We start from the raw sequence: 20,870 nt of genomic DNA on the forward strand, positions 1-20,870 counted from the left end.
TCAAAATAGAGACATAAAAAAAGCGACATTTCAGTCGCTTTTTTTTAGCTATCTTTACTCAGTGCTTAGTTATCACTGGCAAAGGCGATATCGCTGAGTCCGGCTCCACTCGCACGCGACATCACTTGCGCAACTGTGTCATAACGTGATTCTTTATCGGCTTTTAAGACCAATGCAGGTTTACGTTCTTGCTGACCAGCTGTATTTAGACGACTTTCTAAATCTTCGAGCGTGACAATATCACCATTCCAAGCGATATCACCCGCTGAGTTAATGCTGATGGTTACGCTTTCAGTTGGCAGATCAATCACTTCTGCAGTCGTTTGTGGCAAGGTTAATGGAATTGATGGGTTGGCAACAGTCGCAGTCACCAAGAAGATGATCATCAATACCAACATAATATCGATGAGCGGAATGAGGTTCATCTCATTCATGCCAGCATCGTTGTCTTCACCCAATTGAAAAGCCATTAAGCTTGACCTCCAGCTAAACTTTGCTGTGCAGTTTTCACGTCTTCTTTCTTCGCTGCAGATTCTTGTTGCAACATAGTATCAATCAATAAACCATGCGCTTGATCTTGCAATTCATTCGACAGTGTACGGTTAAAACGAACACAAATGTTATAAGCCAATACCGCAGGAATCGCCACAGCCAAACCAAGACCGGTCATGATCAAAGCTTCACCGACTGGAGTTGCCACTTGCGCTAAACCCGCTTGACCGCTTTTACCCACTGCTACAAGGGCATGGAAAATACCCCATACTGTACCGAACAAACCTACGAACGGTGCAATTGAAGCAATCGTACCCAATACAGATACGCCTTTTTCAGCATTAGCTTTTTCTACCGAAATTTGACGTAGTAATGCTTGTTCTGCCACAGCCTTACGTTGTTCAAAAGCCAAAGGAGCAAATTTCGCTTTCAGTTTGCTTAGTGCATCTGCAAGGTGGTTATACGCCACTTGTTTGAGCTGACGTGTGCCCATAATACGAAGAACGAAGATCGTCCAAGTCGCAATCGACATTGCAAGTAACACGAAATACAGTGTTTTGCTGACTGCATCTGCATGTTGCCAATAAACTGAAAAGTTCATATTCGAACTCCTAATGGGTTAGCCGGAATCTTAATTAAGTTTAAAGTTAAATGGTTGATCAACTCGCGTCGGAGTTGCGACACCATTATCAATATATTTGGATAAACGCGCACGCTTCACTGCTGCAGTCACTTTACGGTTCACAGCAGCGCCACAAGTCGAGTTTTTAATCGTTGCTGATTCGACTTTACCTTCAGCACTTGCTGCAATCGCAACTTCAACTGTACACGACGCTTTTAATTCACCATCTTCAAATTGAACATTCGGTTTCTTAATCCAACTGACACCATTACCAATACTGACTGATTTAGGCGTCGGTGGTGCAGGTGGTGCTGGAGGCGCAGGTGGTGGTGCAACAGGTGCCGGTGGTGTTGGTTCAACACGAACGACTTTCGTTTCAGAAACAACAGTTGAAACAACAGGTGTTGGTGGTACGTTTTTGACCGCTTCAACAGTTGGTTTCGGCGCATCTTTCTTTTTCACCTGTTCCACTTTTTCCACTTTCTTCGGTGGGGGTGGTAAAGGCTTATCTACAATTTTAACTTCTTTTGGCTTTGGTGGCTCTTTCTTTGGTTCTGGTTTTGGCTTCGGAGGTTCTGGTTTTTTCTCTTCAACAATCTTCACAAAGCGAACTTTAATCGGATCTTTTTCAATCGGTTTAAGTTCTGGTGCTTTCATATTGCTGACCGCCCACAATACTCCCATATGCCCTACCACAACAGCGAGAAGCGCAGTAATGATTTTCTTTTTCATCGGGTTAGGTGATTGCATCATTGGAGCGGGAGATTGACTCATTAAACTCAGTTACCTTGAAGAAGCGATTGCATTTATTTTGTCAAAAATACAATCATGCTCATCGGTTAGCACAATTAAAGTACGGCAATAATAAATGAGAAGTGTTTTCATTTGCAACTATTAATTCGTCAGTTTTAATGACTTTTTTTAATCATAATATAAAAAAGGCATACCTAAAGTATGCCCTTTTATTCAAAAAATCATCTCGTTTTATTGAAATACAACAGTTTTATTACCATCGACAATAATACGATCTTCAAGATGCCATTTGACTGCACGTGCGAGTACATTACGCTCTACGTCCTGACCTAACTCACGCAATTGTTCAACGGTAAAGTCGTGGCTTACACGCTCTACGTCTTGCTCAATAATCGGACCTTGGTCAAGATCAGCAGTCACATAGTGCGCTGTTGCACCAATCAGTTTCACGCCTTTTTCATGCGCTTGCTTATATGGGTTCGCACCAACAAAGGCTGGGAGGAATGAATGGTGAATGTTGATCACTTTCATTTCCCATTTTTGAACAAATTCTTCGTCTAAAATTTGCATATAACGAGCAAGAACCAATAAATCATTGCCTTGCATCAATTGATCAATTTGCTCATAAGCTTCACGTTTATTTTCTTTGTTCACAGGAACCACTTCAAACGGAATACCGAAATTTTCTACAGATTCACGTAAAGCATCGTGGTTAGACACGACTTTAGTGATTTCACATGGCAAACCACCACGTGCATGACGCCACAACAGTTCAAGCAATGCATGGTCTACTTTAGACACCAAGATACCGACTTTCTTCACATCACTGACTAAAGCTAAACGCCAGTGCATGTTGTAACGCTCAGCAACATTGCTCGCAAATGTTTGAGTTAGACTTTCTTTACGGCTTTGTAAATTGTCCAATTCGAACTCAACACGCATGAAGTATCGCCCCCCTTGAGCTTCAGTCGCGTATTGATCAAGTGCGGTAATATTTGCTCCCTGATGATACAAAAAGCTCGATACAGCTTGCACAATCCCTGGTTTATCTTCACAGGTAATGAGTAAGCGTGCTGTGTTAGCGGTCGACATATTCATGTTGGTTTATATCACTAATCAGTTAAATTGAAAAAATAGCCGAGTATTCTAACGCTTTTTAAAGCCAGACTAAATAGTCTTATTCAGTAACCTGATGCTTTACGTTTGAAAGACTTGCAAATAAGTCCGACGGCCCTAAAGTTTCGAGCAATCGCTCATAGGTTTCACGGCTTTCACCACGTAGATATGCGCCTTCTAAGAACACCATTTGTCGCAGTGCTTGCCACACCCACTTTTCTTCCAAAGTGTTGGAGTCAGTAATATGGCCCGACATATAAAGGAAGTTGGTCCAGTTGGTCAGCACGATCCACAAGTTAATGGTTAAGGCCTCAATTTCAGAATCAGTCATCTGCATTAAGCCTGCGTCAACAAAGGCACGATAAATTTTCTGCCCTTGTTGCATAACTTGACCGGCAAAACGTGGATACATTTTGCGGAAATCTTCATTATTTTCGACCAAGTGATAAACATCACGATGTAAAAAGCGATAAGCCCATAATTGGCTACTTAACACTTGGAAATAGCGAATTTTATCATTGGCATCAAGCTGACGATCATCAGGAAGCGCTAACATTTCTAGCGTTTCATGCTGATATTGCTCCATTAATTCCTTAATAATTTCACTTTTATTTCGGAAATGGTAATACAAGTTACCTGGGCTCATTCCCAGTTCAGCAGCAATATGATTGGTTGTCACTGAACGCTCGCTACGCTCATTAAACAACTGCAAACTCAGCTGCAAAATACGTTCTTTCGTTTTTAAGGTTTTGGTGTGAGACATCCTAAAACAACCATTTATTTCAAAGCATTAGAACACTAACACATAAAGTAACTTGACTATTTAGAGTATTTACTCTAAAAATTAATTAATCGCTAATTTGGATATGGTCGTGCGACATGAATAGTCAGACAAAAACAACTTCAATGACACCACATTCTTTTGATCACCAGCATCTCAACAATATGTTGGAACAGCAGAAACAAGCGTATTTACGTTACCCATTGCCTACAGCGAAGGAACGTATTGACCGTTTGGCTCGGCTTAAGCGTATCTTAGTTAAGTATCAAGATCAATTTGCTGATGCAATTAATCAAGACTATGGTAACCGTTCTATCGGTGAAACCAAGATTGGTGAGTTACTCACATGTCTTGAGCACATTAAATATTATAGCAAGCATTTGACAGACTGGATGAAACCATCCAAACGCCATGTCGGAATTATTCACCAACCTGCAAAAGCATGGGTGCAATATCAACCGCTTGGTGTCGTCGGCATTATTACGCCATGGAACTACCCACTGCTTCTTTCTATAGGCCCACTGATTTGTGCTTTGGCTGCGGGCAACCATGCCATGATCAAAATTTCGAGTGCCTCTGCGGCATTCGGTGATGTGCTAGAAAAAGCTCTCGCAGAAGCATTTCCTCAAGAATTGGTCGCAGTCGTCAACGGTGGTGGCCCAATTTCAGATGCGTTTAGTCACCTTGCCTTCGACAAAATGATTTTTACTGGCTCGACCAATGTCGGTAAAACCGTCATGGCGGCAGCGTCTGAAAACTTAGTTCCGGTGATTTTAGAATTAGGCGGAAAGTCACCTGTATTGGTTCATCCGTCTATTGACCTTGCAGATGTCGCACAGCGTCTTGCGGTTGGTAAACTTTGGAATGCAGGTCAAACTTGTGTTGCACCTGACTATGTGTTCTTACCTCGTGGTAAAACAGCTGAATTTTTAGATCACTATAAAGTGTGCGTTGAAGCCATGTACCCAAGTATTGCCCAAAATCAGGACTACACCTCGATTATTAATGACAAGCAGTACAACCGCCTACAAGGTTATTTAGAAGATGCACGTGATCAAGGCGCACAAATCATCAGTTTTAACCCACAAAATGAAGATGTGGATGCTGTACGTAAAATTGCACCTACTGTTTTAACGGGCGTTACTCCAGACATGCAAATTATGCAGCATGAAATCTTCGGTCCGATCCTTCCGATCATGGAATATGATCAAATTGACGAGGTTATTGCTTTTATTAATAGCCGTCCTCGTCCACTTGCTTTATACTATTTCGACTTTGATCAGGCACGTGCCGACTATGTCGCAACACGTACCCATTCAGGACATTTCGGACAAAACACGGTATTAACCCATGTTGCTCAAGATGACCTGCCGTTTGGCGGTGTGGGGGCTTCGGGTATGGGGAAATATCATGGTCCAGAAGGTTTCTTCAGTTTGTCGCATGAACGCTCGGTGATGTCGAATCCAAAACTCTATAGTTTGAAATTCATTCTTCCACCGTTCAATAAGCCGATCCACAAACTGATTTCGAAGACACTTCTTCGATAAACGATCAAGGCATGAACGATCACACTAGGTGATCGTTCGTTTTATGCAAAATCGCTTGTCTTTTAAGCGCATTTTTGATATAAAACGCCCCTTGAATGAATTCAATGTTTTTTTTGACTGGCCATACAGATTTGCTGTTGGCTAAATCAATGGAGTTACACCATGTCTAAGGTTTGCCAAGTTACCGGCAAGCGTCCAGTCGTTGGTAACAACGTCTCACACGCCAACAACAAAACTAAACGCCGGTTCGAGCCGAACCTGCATCACCACCGTTTTTGGTTAGAAAGCGAAAAACGTTTCGTACGTCTTCGTCTAACTACTAAAGGTATGCGTATTATCGACAAATTGGGCATCGAAAAGGTTGTTGCTGACCTACGTGCTCAAGGTCAAAAGATCTAAGGAGCTACGAACATGCGTGATAAAATTCGCCTAGTTTCTTCTGCTGGTACAGGTTATTTCTACACTACCACTAAGAACAAACGTACTATGCCGGAAAAAATGGAAATCAAAAAATTTGATCCAAAAATCCGTCAACACGTAATCTTCAAAGAAGCTAAAATCAAATAATTTTAGTTTTTTGAAAAAAACGACCTGCTTAGGTCGTTTTTTTTGCATTTTTTTTATTCGAATTGCTAAACTTTCAAAATGCTTTTTGGCACTTTTTGTGCTTGTCTTTTTTACCCTTAACTTAGGCTTAAGGAGTTTTTAGTGCCTCATGATGTAGAACTCATAATATTACTTGCTGTTGGCTTTGGTTTTGCCTTAATTTTTGGCTATATTGCTGCACGCCTGCGACTTCCTCCCCTCATCGGCTATCTAATTGCCGGTATTATTATTAGCCCAAACACACCTGGGGTAGTTGGCGATATCCATCTCGCTAACCAGCTGGCCGAACTCGGTGTCATGTTCCTGATGTTTGGCGTGGGTATGCACTTTTCACTCAATGATTTGATGCAAGTCCGTCGTATTGCCCTCCCGGGCGCCATTTTACAAATTGCAGTGGCGACCTTACTCGGTATGGGAATTTCCATGCTTTGGGGCTGGAGTATGGGGTCAGCATTGGTCTTCGGCTTAAGCCTGTCCTGTGCGAGTACTGTAGTTCTACTCAAAGCCCTAGGCGACCGTGGTTTACTCAACTCAGTAAACGGTAAAATTGCCGTAGGTTGGCTCTTGGTCGAAGACCTTGTAATGGTTCTCGTATTGGTTTTATTGCCAGCAACAGCCGTTCTGTTAGGTGGCCAGCCACTAACTGAAGGCGGCTCAGATGAAAATATTTGGCTCACCCTAGGCATTACATTACTTAAAGTCGCAGGCTTTATTGCCTTCATGCTCATTATTGGCAAACGCCTCGTCCCAATGATTATGCAAGTCGTGGCGCGTTTAGGTTCTCGCGAATTATTCACGCTTACTGTTGTTGCGGCGGCTGTATCAATCGCATTTGGTGCTTACAAAGTTTTTGGCGTATCCATGGCGCTAGGCGCATTCTTCGCAGGTATGGTGGTAAAAGAGTCTGATTTCAGCCACCGCGCTGAAGAAGAAACCCTACCTTTGCGTGAAATTTTCTCCATCTTGTTTTTTGTTTCGGTGGGTATGCTCTTTGACCCACGAATCTTAGTTGAACAGCCCTTACACGTATTGGCAGTTGTTGCCATCATCATGATTGGTAAGACTATTGCTGCAATGGCGTTGGTATTGTTCTTCCGCTATCCAATCAATACTGCCCTAACCGTAGGCGCAAGTTTGGCGCAAATTGGGGAATTCTCTTTTATTCTAGCAACACTCGGTGTTTCGTTAAATTTACTGTCACTTGAAGGACAAAATTTAATTTTAGCCGGTGCATTAATTTCAATTACCCTAAACTCGTTTATATTTTCTGCTATTGAGCCTGTGCAAAAACTGATTCGTGAGCGCTCGAATTTGGCTCGTTTACTGGAACGTAGTGGTGACCCATTAGCGATGCTGCCAGATGAGGTTTCACAAGACTACCTACGCGATCAAGTGGTGTTGATTGGTCATGGTGAAGTCGGTCGTCGTATCACACGTGCACTCATGAATGAAGACATTAAAGTAGTCATAGCCGAAGAGAACCGTGAAATCGTTGAAAATCTGCGTGAAAAAGGTATTGCAGCTGTTTCAGGTGTAGCAACGGAACCTGGTGTATTGATCCAAGCTCATATCCAACATGCTCGCCTGTTGGTCATTTCACCGATGGATATTTTAGATATTCATAAAATTGTGGATATTGCGAAAACACTTAACCCTTCGATTCAAGTACTCGTTTGTGCAGAAAGTAAAGAAGAAGCCGAAGTGATTCGCCGTGAAAATATTGGTGAGGTGTACTACGCCAAAGAAGAAATGGCCAAAAATATGAGCAATCATATTTTGAACCAAATTCAAATTGCACACCATCAAACACCAACACATTAACATTCAATAATTTTGCATATTCGTGCATGAATGTTCGAAACATAAAAACCTGAGAAGGCGATACAGCATTGTGTCCCCTTCTTCATTTTTATCAACATTGAACAAAGATAAACTTCTTAAACAGATATAACGATTTGAATTTTAATAGTAGTTTTAATTTTATACAGGATAAAAATACGATAAGATGATGACTAAATAAGCTGCCTCAAGCAGTGTTATAGCATCTCTAAAACTGAACTTAAAAAATCAAATTGAGTAAATAAGATGTTCCTGATGTATTTAGGCTTTGCCATTATTTTTATCGGTGCCATTGGATTTTTAATTGCCGCATTTAGAACAAGTATTTTATGGGGAATAGGCTGTTTACTCTTTTATCCAATATCAATTGTATTTCTTATCCTGTATTGGTCTGATGCAAAAAATCCATTCTTCTTACAGCTGATCGGTATTTTTATCGTATTTTTAGGTTCAATGACGATTTCACCGACTTAAATCCATGACTTACTTAGGGTTAAATAAACAATAAAAAACGCACCGATGGGTGCGTTTCTTTATATACATTCAGCTCATATATTTAGGCTTTTCATCCACCACTTCAGCATGCCATTCATCAACTTGCTTTTCCAGCAAGCCATAAAGCGCGGCCTGAATCATTTGCTGGGCGATCACATTCATTTGCTCACCCAAAATCGAGCGTAATTCTTCATTAAACTGAATAGTTACCAAAGGTTCACTTTCAGAGCCTGCATTACGTAATGCCAGCTCACCACCTTCTAATTGGACCAATTCAAGAATCGCTTCCTGATTTCCAAATAACTCTTTCAATTGTTCTATCGACATACATCCTCCATGTACCACATGGTGACAAAGGCATGAGCGCTTTGCATTACCTAGATCATCTTATATCGGGTTGAATTTTATAAATTCAAGCGTCAATGGTCAGATTAAAACTCCACCATTTCATTACGAAAGCCATCAATCAGCTGTGTCAGATCACGATGCCATTCACGCAAAATTGCTGTATCTGGTAACCAAGCCTGTGGTGTTTGAGTCACTTTGATAATCAAATTAGATGAAGTCTCATCTTCTGGTTCAGGCGCTGTCGGCTCTGGTGCATACTGACAAAAACGATAGGCACGCTTTAATTCAGCAATAAAGCCCTGCTTAGCCAATTGCTGCATGACAGTAACTTCAGGTGAAACCTGTCCTTTATCTGCCATCAGGTTCTCAATGGACTTCAAGGTTGGTGCTAGATCATTTAAACGATAGTAACGAACCAGTTCTTGTAAGAAGGCTAAAACGGCGCCATGCAGATGAAATACAGCAGCCTCTCGATGTGCTTGTGCTTGTTGAACATGATCGGTCTGCTCTGCCTGTTGACACGATAAACGCGCAAAATAGAGTTTTTGATTGGTACGATCGGCATGAAAGCGAGCAACACGAGACATGAGGAAATATTCCTTAGTATTTAAAAAAATTTTGGCTTATATAACTTAAATGGCATATGCCATTTTCACAATCAAAATCATCAATTTTTACGCATAAAAAAAGGAGCGACTTGCTCCCTTTTTTTATTTTGCTTCAGGCTTATCTTCAGCAGCCTTAACGCGAATGCCCATACCTTTCACTTTTAAGGTATTCAGACCTTTGATCGCTTTGATCGCTTCACGGCCATTCGGCATATCTACAAAGCCAAAACCTTTAGACTTATTTGTGCCTGCATCCATAACAACTACAGCAGACTTTACAGTACCAAATGGTTTAAACAGTTCAACCAATTCAGCCTCAGTAATTGAACGCTCTAAGTTACGTACTAAAATATTCATTAAATTTTCCAAATAGACAGCATCATCAAAAAGCATGGTCTATTTTGCTTTTTAACTTGCGTGTAAATCACGACAAAGATCTATTTTAATCGAGATCGATGCCAAAATCTAAATTAATCGATTTTCTTTCGATTAACGCACTTTTTACCGTTTGTTGACGAGTTTTATAATGGGTTTCTAAGCTACATAAATTTCGGGTTAAATCATTTAAGAAATAACTTTCTACTTTCCGCCCTTGCTCATCTACAGTTTCACGTGCCCAATGATTTAAGTTTTGCTTGGTCAGAATCAATTCATTCTGCGCACGTGTGAGGGCCACGTATAACACACGACGCTCTTCTTCGACTTCATCAAAATTACCTTGCGCGCGCGCATGTGGATATTGCCCCGGCGTCACATTTGCCACATAGCAAACCTTTTGTTCTGTCCCTTTAGCAGAGTGAATGGTAATCAAAGTGACCACATCACTATCTGATTGCCGTTCAATTTCAGAAATAGACACAGGATCGAGCACATACTCTTCCAGAAATTCACTGAGCTGTGTATGCTTTGATGCCAGTTGCTTAACCAAATCAAAATCACCCTGACGGCGGTTCCAATCTTTTTTATAGTTTTCTGCCAATTGATCAGAAATCGCTTGAACAGCCAAGCTCACGCACTCTTTCACCTGATCTTTCAGTACTGACATTTGCTTCATCATCAAAATGGCTTGATCTGGGACTTTGCCAAATTTTTCTAGCTTTTCACTAATCGCCTGCATTTCGGGATCAAGTAATATTTGCTGTGACAGTTTGCTCGCACCGACATCACCCACGCCATTCCACAGCGTCAGAAAACGCATCCATGCAATATCATCTAATGGATTCGCCACCACACGCAGTACACTCAGTAAGTCTTTTACGTGCGCGGTTTCTAGTAGTTTCATACCACCAATAAAGCGATATGGCACATTTGCAGCGATACACGCCGCTTCAATATGTCGTGCAGCAAAACTAGAGCGCACTAAGACCATGTGATCTGACCATTTACTACCTTCAAGGTAGTGTCGCTCTTTAATATCAATGGCAATCCATTTGGCTTCATCAAATTCATTTGGGAAAATGTGCATTTTCGGCTTCACACCCTCCCCTCGATAAGCATCGAGTCTTTTGTCGTATTTGATTTCGCTTTCATCTAGCAACCAATTGGACAGGTCTAAAATTTCTTGGGTTGAACGATAATTTTTTTCGAGTTTGAAAATCTGTGCGTCGGGTACACGCTCTTTGAAATGATGAATATTTTCAAAATCTGCACCACGAAAACCGTAAATGGACTGTGCATCATCGCCAACACAGAACAAACTGACACGTTCCTTTAATGGCTCAAGTAATGCCCATTGCAGTGGATTGGTATCCTGCATTTCATCGACCAACATGTGGCGACAAATCGAAGCCACATAATCCACCAAACCATCTGACTCAGCTAAGGCTTTCGCGACAATCGCCAAGATATCGTCATAATCTAAAAAACTACGCGCACGTTTACGGGCTTCGTATTCTTTCATGATATCCGCGATTTGATCTTTTAACGCAAAGTACTCAGGCATTTGCTTTTCCATGGCAATGCTGAGTTTCTGACGTGTATTCCGCGCAAAGGAATACAGATCACAAAGTTCTTTCGGCTTGGGCAAGTGATTGGGGTTTTTCTTATCATCACGACCACGAATCAGGCGGAACATCATGAGTTGATCATCACGATCAATAATCGAAAACTGTTCTAGACCAAAGGCTTTGGGAATGCGGCGTAATAGGTACATACAAAAGGTATGAAAAGTCGATGCTCTTAAACCTTTGGCCTGCTCACCAAGCGCAAGTTCAACACGCGCGACAATTTCACTGGCCGCACGGCGGGTAAAAGTCAAAATTTGAATTTGATTGGCAGGCATGCCTTGATCAATTAAATAGGCAGCACGCGCCACGATGGTTTTGGTTTTACCACAACCTGCTCCTGCCAAAACCAAGCTATGCTGTGCTTCTGTTGTTGCGGCTTGTTTTTGTTGAGGATTTAATTCATCAATCAGGTTGGCTAAACTCATATGTACTCATCATTTCATGGATAGGTATAGTTTAGCAGATTGAAAAAAAATACATGCTAATGTAGGATCAAAATTAAAACTAGAAAACGATAAGTTTATGAAAAATTTTAAGCTAATTAACCATTTCCTTCAGCCAGTTTTATTACTCATAATATTTACAAATCATCCATCTTATGCAAAAAAATTGACTCAAACTGAATTTGATCACTTGATAAGTAAAAATAATCAGAAAGGAATTCAACTCCATGATAATCTAGCTGTAGCTCTAATTTCTGGCAATCATAAGCTTATATCCGATAATTTATGTGCAGCTTATAAAATGAGTAAAGCACAATATGAAATTGCTTCAGAGAATTCTGAATTATTAAAAGCGAAACGGGCAAAAGAAAATGCAATAGAAAATATAAAAAACATTGAAAATATAATTCCAAAAAATCAAAAACCAATGGAAAAATATTGCAAAGATTTTCAACAAAATTAATCATATTTTCTAACTATGATTATCTTAAAACTCACTAGATGCATGCATAAATTTTACCTTGATTTTTATTTCAAACATCTCATCACATTTCTACAGCAATGTTCCAAATTTAGTTCCGCATATTTTAATGCATCCTCCAGCTTACAATCTGGTGGATTAATCCCAACAATCTGTGTGAAACCTAAATCATAGAGTTCTGCTATTTCCTCACCCACTAGACCAGCAAAGGCGATCACGGGTTTATTAAACTTTTTTGCAACCTGCGCCACACCAAATGGTGTTTTACCGAACTTGGTTTGATAATCAATTTTCCCTTCACCAGTGAGCACATAATCTGCCTGTGCTATTTTTGCATGCAACTGAGTTTGTTCAATGACCAATTCCACACCTGATTGCATCGATGCACCTGCAAAAGCCATCAACCCAAAACCTAATCCACCTGCAGCACCTGCACCTGCTACATCACGTAAAGCACAACCCAGTGTCGCTTCAACGACATTGGCATAATGACTGAGTTTCTGATCTAACTGACGCACCATCTCCTGCGTTGCGCCTTTTTGCGGGCCAAAGATATAGGATGCACCATTTTCACCACAAAGTGGATTAATGACATCACTGGCAATGATGATGTCTGTATGCGCTAAACGTGAATCAAGCTGCGTCAAATCAAGCTTGTTAATTTGATCAAGACAACCACCACAAACTGCTATTTCCAAGCCATTTTCATCTAAAAATTGCGCCCCCAAGGCCTTTGCCATACCAGCACCGCCATCATTGGTCATACTCCCGCCCAAGCCAATGATAATTTTACTTACTCCGAAGTCTAGAGCAGCCTGGATCATTTCGCCCGTACCATAAGTGGACGTCAATAAAGGATTCCGCTGAGCAATATCCACAAGATGAATACCATTGGCTTTTGCCATTTCAATTACCGCAGTTTGCCCACCGTCAATCAAACCGAAATACGTCGTCACACGTTGATTGGGCAAAGGACCTGTAAGCGCTATCGCCACTTTTTCACCGTGGCAAGCACTGAGTAACGCATCTACAGTTCCCTCACCACCATCTGCCATTGGCACAGCGATGACATTTGCATCTGGTATGAGCTTTAAAATTGCACGCTGCATCGCGTCACAGGCTTGTTGAGCACTCATACTTTCTTTAAATGAATCGGGCGCAAGAACAAAAGTGGTCATCTAAATGCTCAAAATAAAACTTGTCCTCAACCATAACGGTTTTAAAATAGCAGGTATATCTAAAAACATCAGAAAGGCTCGAAATGTCACGAATCAATCTAGGTCAGTCTGCACCTGAGCTATATAAAAAAGTCGCAGAACTTGATGCACTGGCAATGCAAAAAATAAATGAAGCAGGCCTAAGTGAAGGACTAGCTCATTTACTCAAATTACGTGCATCCCAAATCAACGAATGTGCATTCTGTATTCGCATGCATGCGCAAGATGCACTTAAAACAGGTGAAAGCATTGAACGTATTAGCCTACTGAATGCATGGCGTGAAACAGCGTACTACGATGAAAAAGAACGTGCGGCTTTAAGCTTGATCGAAGCGATTACATTGATTGCCGAAGGCCAAGTTCCTGATGCAGTTTATGAAGATGCCTTGCCATTTTTAACGGACGATCAAATCAGTGCGATTGAATGGCTCGCAATTGTCATTAACACATGGAACCGAATTGCAATTAGTAGCCGCTATAGCGTGAAACCTTAACGGGTTGCACATTTCAAGTGAATAAAAAAAGAGTGCTGAGGCACTCTTTTTTATTTATAGGATCCGCAAGCAGTTTACTGCTCTGCCGAGCTTTTCGGTACTTCACGTCGAATATAAGAAGCCAAAGTAAGGTAGTTGACCCCTTGGAATAAAATATCAACCGCCAAGAATAATCCTAATACCCAAAATGGCGCATCAGGTGACATCAAAATAATAACACCTGTCACCAAAGTTAAAATGCCTGAAAAGAGTGTCCAACCCCAACCTTGAAAGGCACGGAATAACAGCGCATTAAAAATACGAATCACACCAGCGATGATTAATATAATGGCCAATATATTGGTGAGGACAATCGCTGTTTTAACCGGTGTACTAAAAGCATAATAGCCTGCAATGAGGTACAACACCCCAAACAAAGCCCAAAACCAACGATAACCACCTTCAAATATTTTAAATGCAGCTATGAAATGGATAATCCCACCAAGCATCATTAATGCACCGAAAATATAAATCACGGTGAGTGTCGCAAATGGCAAAGCTGCCAAAAGTACAATACCGAAAACCACCAACAAAGCTCCTAAACCGAGATACCACTTACGGTTTTCATGGAGCTGACTGCGAACTAAATCGTTGCCTACTGTTCTCATATTTATTCTCAAGTTGATTGTTATTCATTTGATTATGCAGACAAATGATGAAGAGAAATGTAAGAAAAGTGCAAATCTTATCCACATAAACACCCTCATCTGTGGATAAAATCGACGTTATCCACATTATTTTAGCCATCCCACCTCGAGCGCCGTTGCTTCATTAATAACGGTTTGCTTCAAAGAATCAGGCATCTTACTTTGTATTTTGGATGTCGGAATATGCCCTGCCATTAACTCTGCTTGTGCCTGAGGAAATAGGGGTTGTTGATTGGGTGCAGCATAACCAAGCGGAAAAATTGGTTGACCTGTCGCCAAATCATATTTATCCGTCGCACCGAAGGCATGCAGTAATTCATGCACCAATACAATTTTATTTTGCTCCGACTGCTTCGCTGAAGCAAACAAATTCACCGAGCCGATGCGACCATTTTCCAAAGCAGTTGAGTGCTTTAATTCTCTGGTTGATTTCGGATCGTAATAATTTAAAAACAATGTGACACTGGGTGCGCCATCGCCACTTTCATGCTGTTTCCACGCATAATAGCGAAACTTTAGACTCCATAAAATGACATCAAACATTCCAGCATGATCTGGAACTTTAGGCGCTAATGAGTAAATTTCACGGCCTAACTTGAAATAAAAATAGGTAGGTTTCCCACGGTATTGTTGTGCAGCTTGTTGCAAAAATTGTTGTGCTGAAAGTAGATCGCTTTCTTTTAAATTTCTAATATAGGTTTGGGTACTTTCCAATCCATCTGCATTGATCGGATGTAAAAGCACAAAGACTGGTTTGCTCCAATCTTGATTTTTATCACGATAGGCATTCACTGCTACAATCAATAAGATGATGAGTAAGCACAATACTCGAATTTTTTTCCACATAATTTAATTACTTTGTTTTTTGATTTTTCTTAAATACATTTGGCTAAATTCTATTTTTGTCTCAAATAAATTAAGCGTTTTGATTAAACCTGAAAGCTTAGCACGTCCATAGTTACGTGAATCAAAATCAGGTTTTACTGCACTAATATACTGCCCAACCATGCTCAAATTCGCCCAGCCATTTTCATCTGCATTATCTTTCACTGCTTTATAAATTAAATTTAAAGTCGCTCTATCAATAGTATCAGCAACTGTATTTTCTTTAGTTTGTGCAGATATTTTAGACTCAATATTGTTGACATCTTTCTTCATTGCAACAGATAGTAATTCATCCTCATCTATGCTTTTTACATCAATATCACTTGTTAAATTTTCGACATAGATAAATTTGTCACAGGCTTTTTTAAATGCTTCTGGTGTTGTCTTTTTCCCAAAACCATAAACACTCAAACCATTCTCACGAATTCGAGATGCCAAAGGCGTAAAATCACTATCACTGGATACAATACAGAAACCATCTAAAGCTCCTGCATATAACAAATCCATCGCATCAATAATCAAAATCATATCGGTTGCGTCTTTACCTTTGGTATAGGCAAATTGCTGTACGGGTGTGATCGCATGCGGAAGTAAAACATCACGCCAATTTTTTAGCGTTTCGCTGCTCCAATCCCCATAAACTCGTTTAACACTGGCAATTCCATATTTTGCAACCTCTTCTAATACGGAAGGAATAGCATTTATTGAAGAGTTATCCGCATCTATGAGTACAGCAAACTTTTTTGTTTGAATTTCCACTATTTCCCCAATCATTTTTATCATTTAAATTTTGATTAATTCTGACATAAAAAATGCCGACCGAAGTCAGCATTTTATTGATTTTAAAGCTTAAGCCTCAACCCACTTACCATCTTGGTACACCAAAGACCATTTGGTTTGTTTGCCTTCCGCATTTTCAGAACCAATATATTGCGCTTGATTCTTACGGCTAAACTTCACCAAGGTTGGGTTGCCTTCAGGGTCGACATCTGGCGCTTGTAAAATAAATTGATATTTCGGATCAAGCTGCTCAGCTACACTACGGAGTTCCGACACTTTCGGCGCACGTGTTTCACGTACTTTCGGGAACTTACTTGCCGCTAAGAATAAGCCTGCAGCACCATCACGAAGTACAAAGAAGTCATCATGTTTGGTTGAACGTAGATGTTCCATTTTGATTGGGTCGACACGTGGAGGCGCTGGTTGGCCACTTTTCAATACTTTGCGGGTGTTATCACAGCTATTGCAGGCAAAGTAAGGACCAAAACGGCCCGTTTTGAGCTGCATTTCGCCATCACACTTATCACATGGAATGGTTGGGCCATCGTAGCCTTTAATTTTGAACTCACCTTCTTCGAGTTCAAAACCAGCACAATCTGGGTTATTACCACAGACATGTAACTTACGACCACCATCAATCACATAGCTATCCATGGCTGTTTCACAGATTGGACAGCGTTTTTTCGACATTAAATCTGCTGTTTCTGCCGAGTCATCATCAGACAGTGCAGCCAATGATTCTACAGGTGTCAGGTTTAAAGTTCCCTTACAACGCTCTTTTGGCGGTAAGTTATAACCTGAACAACCCAAGAACACGCCTGTAGTCCCTGTACGAATTTGCATCGGACGGTCACATTCTTTACAGTGCACAGCATCCACTTCTACAGGTAAATTACGGCGCATGCCATTTTCACCCTGAGCTGTGGTTAAGCGTGTTTTAAAATCACCGTAGAAGCTATTGAGTAACTCTTTCCAGTTACGATCACCATCCGCGACTTTATCCAACTGACCTTCTAAATCGGCGGTAAAGGCATAGTTCATCAAGTTATTAAAGTTTTCATCGAGACGGTCTGTCACGATTTCACCCATTTTCTCGGCGAACAAACGACGGTTATCGAGCTTCACATAACCACGGTCTTGAATGGTTGAGATAATCGCAGCATACGTCGATGGACGACCAATCCCTTTTTTCTCAAGCTCTTTGACCAATGATGCTTCAGTGAAGCGCGCAGGTGGTTTAGTAAAGTGCTGCGATGGATCTAATTTTTCAAGTTTCAGTACTTCACCGACTTTTACAGCAGGTAACAGTACATCATCATCCGATTTGTTTTGGCCACGCACTTTAGTGAAACCATCAAAGACCAATGTACGGCCTTTGGCTTTGAGTTCGACGCCATTGGCATTAACTAAAATCGTTGATGATAAATATTCTGCAGGGGTCATTTGACATGCAACGAACTGACGCCAGATCAGGTCATAAAGACGCTGTGCATCACGCTCTACACCCACCAAACTATCGCCTTTTAGCGCGACATTTGATGGACGAATCGCTTCATGGGCTTCTTGCGCACCAGCTTTATTGCCGTAGCGATTTGGTTTAGCCGGTAAATATTTTTGACCAAACTCAGTTTCAATATGACCACGAACCATATTTACAGCGTCATCACTCAAGAATGTTGAGTCTGTACGCATGTAGGTAATAAAGCCGGCTTCATATAACCGCTGTGCCAACATCATGGTTTTCTTCACAGAAAAACCTAAACGTGTACTTGCTGCTTGTTGCAATGTAGACGTGATGTAAGGCGCGCTTGGATTAACCTTGGTTGGTTTGTCTTCACGTGCTGAAACTGTGTAGTCGGCATCTTTAATCAGGTTCAGTAAAGCATCCGTTTCAGCTTTATTGTGCAGTTTTAAAGTCTTGCCATTTTGCTTCACCGCTTCTAAGCGGATATCGTCTTTCTTCGACTTGGTATCTGCAAAAACTTGCCAAAATTCTTCTGGAACGAAGGCACGAATTTCACGTTCACGCTCAACCACAAGTTTAACAGCCACAGATTGCACACGACCTGCCGATAAACCACGGGCGATTTTTTCCCATAAGAGTGGCGAGATCATAAAGCCCACAATACGGTCGAGGAAACGACGGGCTTGCTGAGCATTGACTTTATCTGTATCCAGGCGAGAAGGATGTTTAAACGCTTCTTGGATGGCATTTTTGGTAATTTCGTTGAACACCACACGTTGATAACGTGAGTCGTCACCGCCAATTACTTCTTTTAAATGCCAAGCAATTGCTTCTCCTTCCCTATCCATATCCGTTGCGAGATAGACCTCGTCAACTTGCGATGCAAGCTTTTTCAGTTCCGCAACAACATGTTCTTTACCCGGTAGGACTTCGTACTGTGCCTTCCAGTCATTTTCAGGGTCTACACCCATACGATTAACCAAAGCTTTTTGTGCTTTTTTGGCTTTTTCAGCTTCAGTTAATTTCGCACGAGTTACTGGCTTTTTCTCTGCTGTTTTACTCGAGCCGCCTGTAGGTAAATCACGGACATGACCCACCGATGATTTTACGATGTAATCAGAGCCCAAATATTTATTGATTGTTTTCGCTTTTGCAGGCGATTCCACAATCACTAACGCACGCTTTTTCCCAGCATCGGCAGATTTTGCTGTGGTACTTTTAGATGTGGACCGAGGAGCGTTCGCCATAGTTAACCATCATTCCTGTTTAATAGGTTTTTTAAAATTTAAAGTTCAGCCAATGAATGTAAAAATGCTTTCATATCTTCAAGCTGTGTGGCTCTTAAGTCAGATTCTTCGTTCCAATAGAGTCCTACACAGTTTGCCTGCATATCAATAGCATAAATGCCCTTTAATGTAATGGCTAAATCCTTGAACTTGTCATCACCATGTACCAGTTCAAGTTTGTCATCGACCACTAAAGCACGCATTAAAGGCAAACGCGCATCTGGAATCAGCACACTGTAATACGCCACCATACTGGCACGTTTTTCAGAAGCCATTGGAATCTTGGTCCAAGCAGGTGCAGCCACTAAACGTGGGTGCAGCCCCATCTTACGCGCCTTCTCGCGCATAATGCCTAAGGCTTTTTCTCTAGGATTTACTCGAAGTCCAAAAATCGACCCAAGTACAAAGACCACAATAAAAACAGTAACCCAGATTCCAGTATTTTCCATAGCACAACCTTTATATTCCTTTATTAGAGTTGCATAAGCGCAATATAAAACGCAAGTTCACTCGATAAAATTAATTCAGGAACATCTCGTGGCTATACAGCACTTCGTGACCATTCCAATAGATATATCCTTTTTCGATCAACTCTTTAAGTAATAGTCGAACATCAGATTGTGGGAACATTTGCTCCAATAAATCACGTAAGGCGTAGATATCTTTTGGTTTATCTGACTTTAATTCATGCAATTTTCGGATCACTTCCATTTGCACAGGATCAATCTTATTGAAATTTTTAAATAAGCCTTGCTGTGCAGCCTGAATCATCGATGCCGTATCATCAGTATTTGAGGTTTGTTCTTCGAGTGAAGCAGTAAATGCATTCAGGTCTGTTTTTATCGGCAATGCTGTTTCAGCAGTCGTATTTAAATCTAGCTGCACCCATTGTTTGAGTACTTTTTTTCGAATCGAAATCTGCTCATCAAAGCGTTTGACGATTTTTAGATTGATCAACATACCGACCAAATGCTGAGCTTTTTCGCTAGAGACTTGCAAAATATTCATCAATGAGTTTTTCAGTTTATCCAAACTGTTGGGTTTGCCACTGAGTTTTTCCAGACCATCACAATAGTGTTTAATCAGTAATAAATCAGGTTTATTCCGAATGGTTTCTAGGTCAGGAATTTTATACTTCACTTTATGTGAAACTTCTTGTTCTGACTGAATTTGAATAAGATGTGCGCTGAGTCCAGTGCCGTTCAATTGTTCCATCAGTAATTCAATATCAGGCATTGCTGAAATCACTTCAATATGCGCATCTGGATCCATCAAGGCCATCAGTTGCCCCACAATCACCGCATATTCAAATTCTTTTTGCGGCGTTTCTGGAATATCCAAAACCACCAATTGACCACTCGCGATCCACCCTGCAATTTCAGTCAAATCTTCAAGTGCATATTCAAATTTTCCGCTGCAGCTAAACACATACAAAGTACTGTAATGTTCAATGATATTGCGCAATAGATTTGCTGTGGGCGGGTTATTTTCCAAATCTAGCAGGACAACTTTTTGACTCATGAGATGAAATAATGGGTTTCGATCAGCAGATGCGGTGCATTAGACCTGTCACGCTGCAAAAGGTCAAATAAATTTACACCAATCCACAGCTTTGGCGCTGATTCGTCATCTGCTTGTCATTCATAATCGACATTAATAATGCGGTGGGCGGTTGGTCATCGGGTCAAATGCCGCAATACCTTCAGATAAATCTGCCGATTCAATACGACGATACAACATCTGCATTTGTTTCTTTAAATCAGCGATTTCGGCGTTTTGACGCGCAACTTGATCATTCAGTTGGTCAACTAAATCATCTAAAAATGCAATTCGGACTTGCAAATCTTCAATGGGTGCGGAAAATGACGCCTGTTCATCAAGATTTTGTTGTGTAGTCAATTTACACTCCTCATATAAGAT

The 20,870-nt window shown here is 40.9% G+C and carries 24 protein-coding genes; 7 read left to right on the top strand and 17 right to left on the bottom strand.

Going from position 1 to position 20,870, the window contains the following annotated elements:
• Positions 1-65 precede the first annotated feature (65 nt).
• From AC4CU0_RS12815 to AC4CU0_RS12835, 5 genes are all read right to left on the bottom strand, one after another.
• Positions 66-470: an ExbD/TolR family protein gene (locus AC4CU0_RS12815; RefSeq protein WP_078192724.1), complete on the bottom strand. Its 405-nt coding sequence runs from the start codon at positions 468-470 to the stop codon at positions 66-68.
• On the bottom strand, positions 470-1,093 hold the full coding sequence (locus AC4CU0_RS12820) for a MotA/TolQ/ExbB proton channel family protein (protein WP_078192725.1): 624 nt from the start codon (positions 1,091-1,093) through the stop codon (positions 470-472). Before AC4CU0_RS12820 ends, AC4CU0_RS12815 begins: the two co-directional genes overlap by 1 nt.
• A gap of 30 nt (positions 1,094-1,123) precedes the next feature.
• A complete protein-coding gene (locus AC4CU0_RS12825; protein ID WP_180171780.1) occupies positions 1,124-1,888 on the bottom strand; it encodes a TonB family protein in 765 nt (254 codons plus the stop codon).
• Between the two features lie 210 nt (positions 1,889-2,098).
• Positions 2,099-2,965 carry a formyltetrahydrofolate deformylase gene (purU, locus tag AC4CU0_RS12830; RefSeq protein WP_078192727.1) on the bottom strand — a complete coding sequence of 289 codons (867 nt, stop codon included), beginning with the start codon at positions 2,963-2,965 and terminating at the stop codon, positions 2,099-2,101.
• Between the two features lie 79 nt (positions 2,966-3,044).
• On the bottom strand, positions 3,045-3,746 hold the full coding sequence (locus AC4CU0_RS12835; RefSeq protein WP_180004567.1) for a TetR/AcrR family transcriptional regulator: 702 nt from the start codon (positions 3,744-3,746) through the stop codon (positions 3,045-3,047).
• 116 nt (positions 3,747-3,862) lie between these two features.
• Between AC4CU0_RS12835 and AC4CU0_RS12840 the strand changes: the two genes are divergently transcribed.
• The 5 genes from AC4CU0_RS12840 (at position 3,863) to AC4CU0_RS12860 (ending at position 8,230) form a co-directional block, all read left to right on the top strand.
• The gene (locus AC4CU0_RS12840; protein WP_180007171.1) at positions 3,863-5,311 is read left to right on the top strand and encodes a coniferyl aldehyde dehydrogenase; all 1,449 of its coding nucleotides are present in this window, start codon (positions 3,863-3,865) and stop codon (positions 5,309-5,311) included.
• A 162-nt stretch (positions 5,312-5,473) separates the two neighbouring features.
• Positions 5,474-5,710, top strand: a complete 237-nt coding sequence (gene rpmB / locus AC4CU0_RS12845; protein ID WP_000048256.1) for a 50S ribosomal protein L28 — start codon at positions 5,474-5,476, stop codon at positions 5,708-5,710.
• 12 nt (positions 5,711-5,722) lie between these two features.
• Positions 5,723-5,878 carry a 50S ribosomal protein L33 gene (rpmG, locus tag AC4CU0_RS12850; RefSeq protein ID WP_001205031.1) on the top strand — a complete coding sequence of 52 codons (156 nt, stop codon included), beginning with the start codon at positions 5,723-5,725 and terminating at the stop codon, positions 5,876-5,878.
• Between the two features lie 141 nt (positions 5,879-6,019).
• The gene (locus tag AC4CU0_RS12855) at positions 6,020-7,738 is read left to right on the top strand and encodes a cation:proton antiporter (protein ID WP_490743269.1); all 1,719 of its coding nucleotides are present in this window, start codon (positions 6,020-6,022) and stop codon (positions 7,736-7,738) included.
• A gap of 264 nt (positions 7,739-8,002) precedes the next feature.
• On the top strand, positions 8,003-8,230 hold the full coding sequence (locus AC4CU0_RS12860) for a hypothetical protein (RefSeq protein ID WP_067763772.1): 228 nt from the start codon (positions 8,003-8,005) through the stop codon (positions 8,228-8,230).
• 69 nt (positions 8,231-8,299) lie between these two features.
• Here AC4CU0_RS12860 and AC4CU0_RS12865 read toward each other — a convergent pair whose 3' ends face one another.
• The 4 genes from AC4CU0_RS12865 to AC4CU0_RS12880 all read right to left on the bottom strand — a co-directional run bounded on the left by AC4CU0_RS12865 (position 8,300) and on the right by AC4CU0_RS12880 (position 11,638).
• Positions 8,300-8,578: a hypothetical protein gene (locus AC4CU0_RS12865; RefSeq protein WP_067763775.1), complete on the bottom strand. Its 279-nt coding sequence runs from the start codon at positions 8,576-8,578 to the stop codon at positions 8,300-8,302.
• A gap of 104 nt (positions 8,579-8,682) precedes the next feature.
• Positions 8,683-9,186 (bottom strand): DUF6586 family protein, encoded by a 504-nt coding sequence (locus tag AC4CU0_RS12870; protein WP_067763778.1) that lies wholly within the window; start codon positions 9,184-9,186, stop codon positions 8,683-8,685.
• A gap of 123 nt (positions 9,187-9,309) precedes the next feature.
• A complete protein-coding gene (locus AC4CU0_RS12875; RefSeq protein WP_067764143.1) occupies positions 9,310-9,564 on the bottom strand; it encodes an RNA recognition motif domain-containing protein in 255 nt (84 codons plus the stop codon).
• Between the two features lie 85 nt (positions 9,565-9,649).
• A complete protein-coding gene (locus tag AC4CU0_RS12880; protein ID WP_411691162.1) occupies positions 9,650-11,638 on the bottom strand; it encodes an ATP-dependent helicase in 1,989 nt (662 codons plus the stop codon).
• A 97-nt stretch (positions 11,639-11,735) separates the two neighbouring features.
• On the opposite strand from AC4CU0_RS12880, the gene AC4CU0_RS12885 reads away from it, so the two are divergent.
• A complete protein-coding gene (locus AC4CU0_RS12885; RefSeq protein ID WP_490743270.1) occupies positions 11,736-12,119 on the top strand; it encodes a hypothetical protein in 384 nt (127 codons plus the stop codon).
• Positions 12,120-12,184: 65 nt separating this feature from the next.
• On the opposite strand, the gene AC4CU0_RS12890 is transcribed toward AC4CU0_RS12885, so the two are convergent.
• Positions 12,185-13,315 (bottom strand): glycerate kinase family protein, encoded by a 1,131-nt coding sequence (locus AC4CU0_RS12890; RefSeq protein WP_180079656.1) that lies wholly within the window; start codon positions 13,313-13,315, stop codon positions 12,185-12,187.
• Positions 13,316-13,398: 83 nt separating this feature from the next.
• Here AC4CU0_RS12890 and AC4CU0_RS12895 point away from each other — a divergent pair, with 83 nt between their 5' ends.
• Positions 13,399-13,848: a carboxymuconolactone decarboxylase family protein gene (locus tag AC4CU0_RS12895; protein WP_067763790.1), complete on the top strand. Its 450-nt coding sequence runs from the start codon at positions 13,399-13,401 to the stop codon at positions 13,846-13,848.
• 74 nt (positions 13,849-13,922) lie between these two features.
• Here AC4CU0_RS12895 and AC4CU0_RS12900 read toward each other — a convergent pair whose 3' ends face one another.
• From AC4CU0_RS12900 to AC4CU0_RS12930, 7 genes are all read right to left on the bottom strand, one after another.
• Positions 13,923-14,495, bottom strand: a complete 573-nt coding sequence (locus AC4CU0_RS12900) for an HdeD family acid-resistance protein (protein ID WP_067763793.1) — start codon at positions 14,493-14,495, stop codon at positions 13,923-13,925.
• A gap of 126 nt (positions 14,496-14,621) precedes the next feature.
• Positions 14,622-15,380 carry a hypothetical protein gene (locus tag AC4CU0_RS12905; RefSeq protein WP_067763796.1) on the bottom strand — a complete coding sequence of 253 codons (759 nt, stop codon included), beginning with the start codon at positions 15,378-15,380 and terminating at the stop codon, positions 14,622-14,624.
• Between the two features lie 3 nt (positions 15,381-15,383).
• Positions 15,384-16,178: an NYN domain-containing protein gene (locus AC4CU0_RS12910; protein ID WP_067763799.1), complete on the bottom strand. Its 795-nt coding sequence runs from the start codon at positions 16,176-16,178 to the stop codon at positions 15,384-15,386.
• 90 nt (positions 16,179-16,268) lie between these two features.
• Entirely contained in the window at positions 16,269-18,911 is a 2,643-nt protein-coding gene (topA, locus tag AC4CU0_RS12915; protein WP_490743271.1) for a type I DNA topoisomerase, read from the bottom strand.
• A gap of 38 nt (positions 18,912-18,949) precedes the next feature.
• Positions 18,950-19,399, bottom strand: a complete 450-nt coding sequence (locus AC4CU0_RS12920) for an ammonium transporter (protein ID WP_180005286.1) — start codon at positions 19,397-19,399, stop codon at positions 18,950-18,952.
• A 70-nt stretch (positions 19,400-19,469) separates the two neighbouring features.
• Positions 19,470-20,471 carry a hypothetical protein gene (locus AC4CU0_RS12925; RefSeq protein ID WP_472585051.1) on the bottom strand — a complete coding sequence of 334 codons (1,002 nt, stop codon included), beginning with the start codon at positions 20,469-20,471 and terminating at the stop codon, positions 19,470-19,472.
• A gap of 132 nt (positions 20,472-20,603) precedes the next feature.
• A complete protein-coding gene (locus tag AC4CU0_RS12930) occupies positions 20,604-20,849 on the bottom strand; it encodes a SlyX family protein (protein ID WP_078189840.1) in 246 nt (81 codons plus the stop codon).
• Positions 20,850-20,870: the final 21 nt, after the last annotated feature.

It is taken from the genome of Acinetobacter sp. LipI_15, from assembly GCF_058242865.1.

Coding starts and splice junctions, on each gene's coding strand:
- AC4CU0_RS12925 (WP_472585051.1), bottom strand. CDS start 20,471: ATGAGTCAAAAAGTTGTCCTGCTAGATTTGGAAAATAACCCGCCCACA.
- AC4CU0_RS12860 (WP_067763772.1), top strand. CDS start 8,003: ATGTTCCTGATGTATTTAGGCTTTGCCATTATTTTTATCGGTGCCATT.
- topA (WP_490743271.1), bottom strand. CDS start 18,911: ATGGCGAACGCTCCTCGGTCCACATCTAAAAGTACCACAGCAAAATCT.
- AC4CU0_RS12870 (WP_067763778.1), bottom strand. CDS start 9,186: ATGTCTCGTGTTGCTCGCTTTCATGCCGATCGTACCAATCAAAAACTC.
- AC4CU0_RS12865 (WP_067763775.1), bottom strand. CDS start 8,578: ATGTCGATAGAACAATTGAAAGAGTTATTTGGAAATCAGGAAGCGATT.
- AC4CU0_RS12885 (WP_490743270.1), top strand. CDS start 11,736: ATGAAAAATTTTAAGCTAATTAACCATTTCCTTCAGCCAGTTTTATTA.
- AC4CU0_RS12895 (WP_067763790.1), top strand. CDS start 13,399: ATGTCACGAATCAATCTAGGTCAGTCTGCACCTGAGCTATATAAAAAA.
- rpmG (WP_001205031.1), top strand. CDS start 5,723: ATGCGTGATAAAATTCGCCTAGTTTCTTCTGCTGGTACAGGTTATTTC.
- AC4CU0_RS12880 (WP_411691162.1), bottom strand. CDS start 11,638: ATGAGTTTAGCCAACCTGATTGATGAATTAAATCCTCAACAAAAACAA.
- AC4CU0_RS12840 (WP_180007171.1), top strand. CDS start 3,863: ATGAATAGTCAGACAAAAACAACTTCAATGACACCACATTCTTTTGAT.
- AC4CU0_RS12825 (WP_180171780.1), bottom strand. CDS start 1,888: ATGAGTCAATCTCCCGCTCCAATGATGCAATCACCTAACCCGATGAAA.
- AC4CU0_RS12820 (WP_078192725.1), bottom strand. CDS start 1,093: ATGAACTTTTCAGTTTATTGGCAACATGCAGATGCAGTCAGCAAAACA.
- AC4CU0_RS12815 (WP_078192724.1), bottom strand. CDS start 470: ATGGCTTTTCAATTGGGTGAAGACAACGATGCTGGCATGAATGAGATG.
- AC4CU0_RS12875 (WP_067764143.1), bottom strand. CDS start 9,564: ATGAATATTTTAGTACGTAACTTAGAGCGTTCAATTACTGAGGCTGAA.
- AC4CU0_RS12905 (WP_067763796.1), bottom strand. CDS start 15,380: ATGTGGAAAAAAATTCGAGTATTGTGCTTACTCATCATCTTATTGATT.
- AC4CU0_RS12900 (WP_067763793.1), bottom strand. CDS start 14,495: ATGAGAACAGTAGGCAACGATTTAGTTCGCAGTCAGCTCCATGAAAAC.
- AC4CU0_RS12835 (WP_180004567.1), bottom strand. CDS start 3,746: ATGTCTCACACCAAAACCTTAAAAACGAAAGAACGTATTTTGCAGCTG.
- purU (WP_078192727.1), bottom strand. CDS start 2,965: ATGAATATGTCGACCGCTAACACAGCACGCTTACTCATTACCTGTGAA.
- AC4CU0_RS12890 (WP_180079656.1), bottom strand. CDS start 13,315: ATGACCACTTTTGTTCTTGCGCCCGATTCATTTAAAGAAAGTATGAGT.
- rpmB (WP_000048256.1), top strand. CDS start 5,474: ATGTCTAAGGTTTGCCAAGTTACCGGCAAGCGTCCAGTCGTTGGTAAC.
- AC4CU0_RS12920 (WP_180005286.1), bottom strand. CDS start 19,399: ATGGAAAATACTGGAATCTGGGTTACTGTTTTTATTGTGGTCTTTGTA.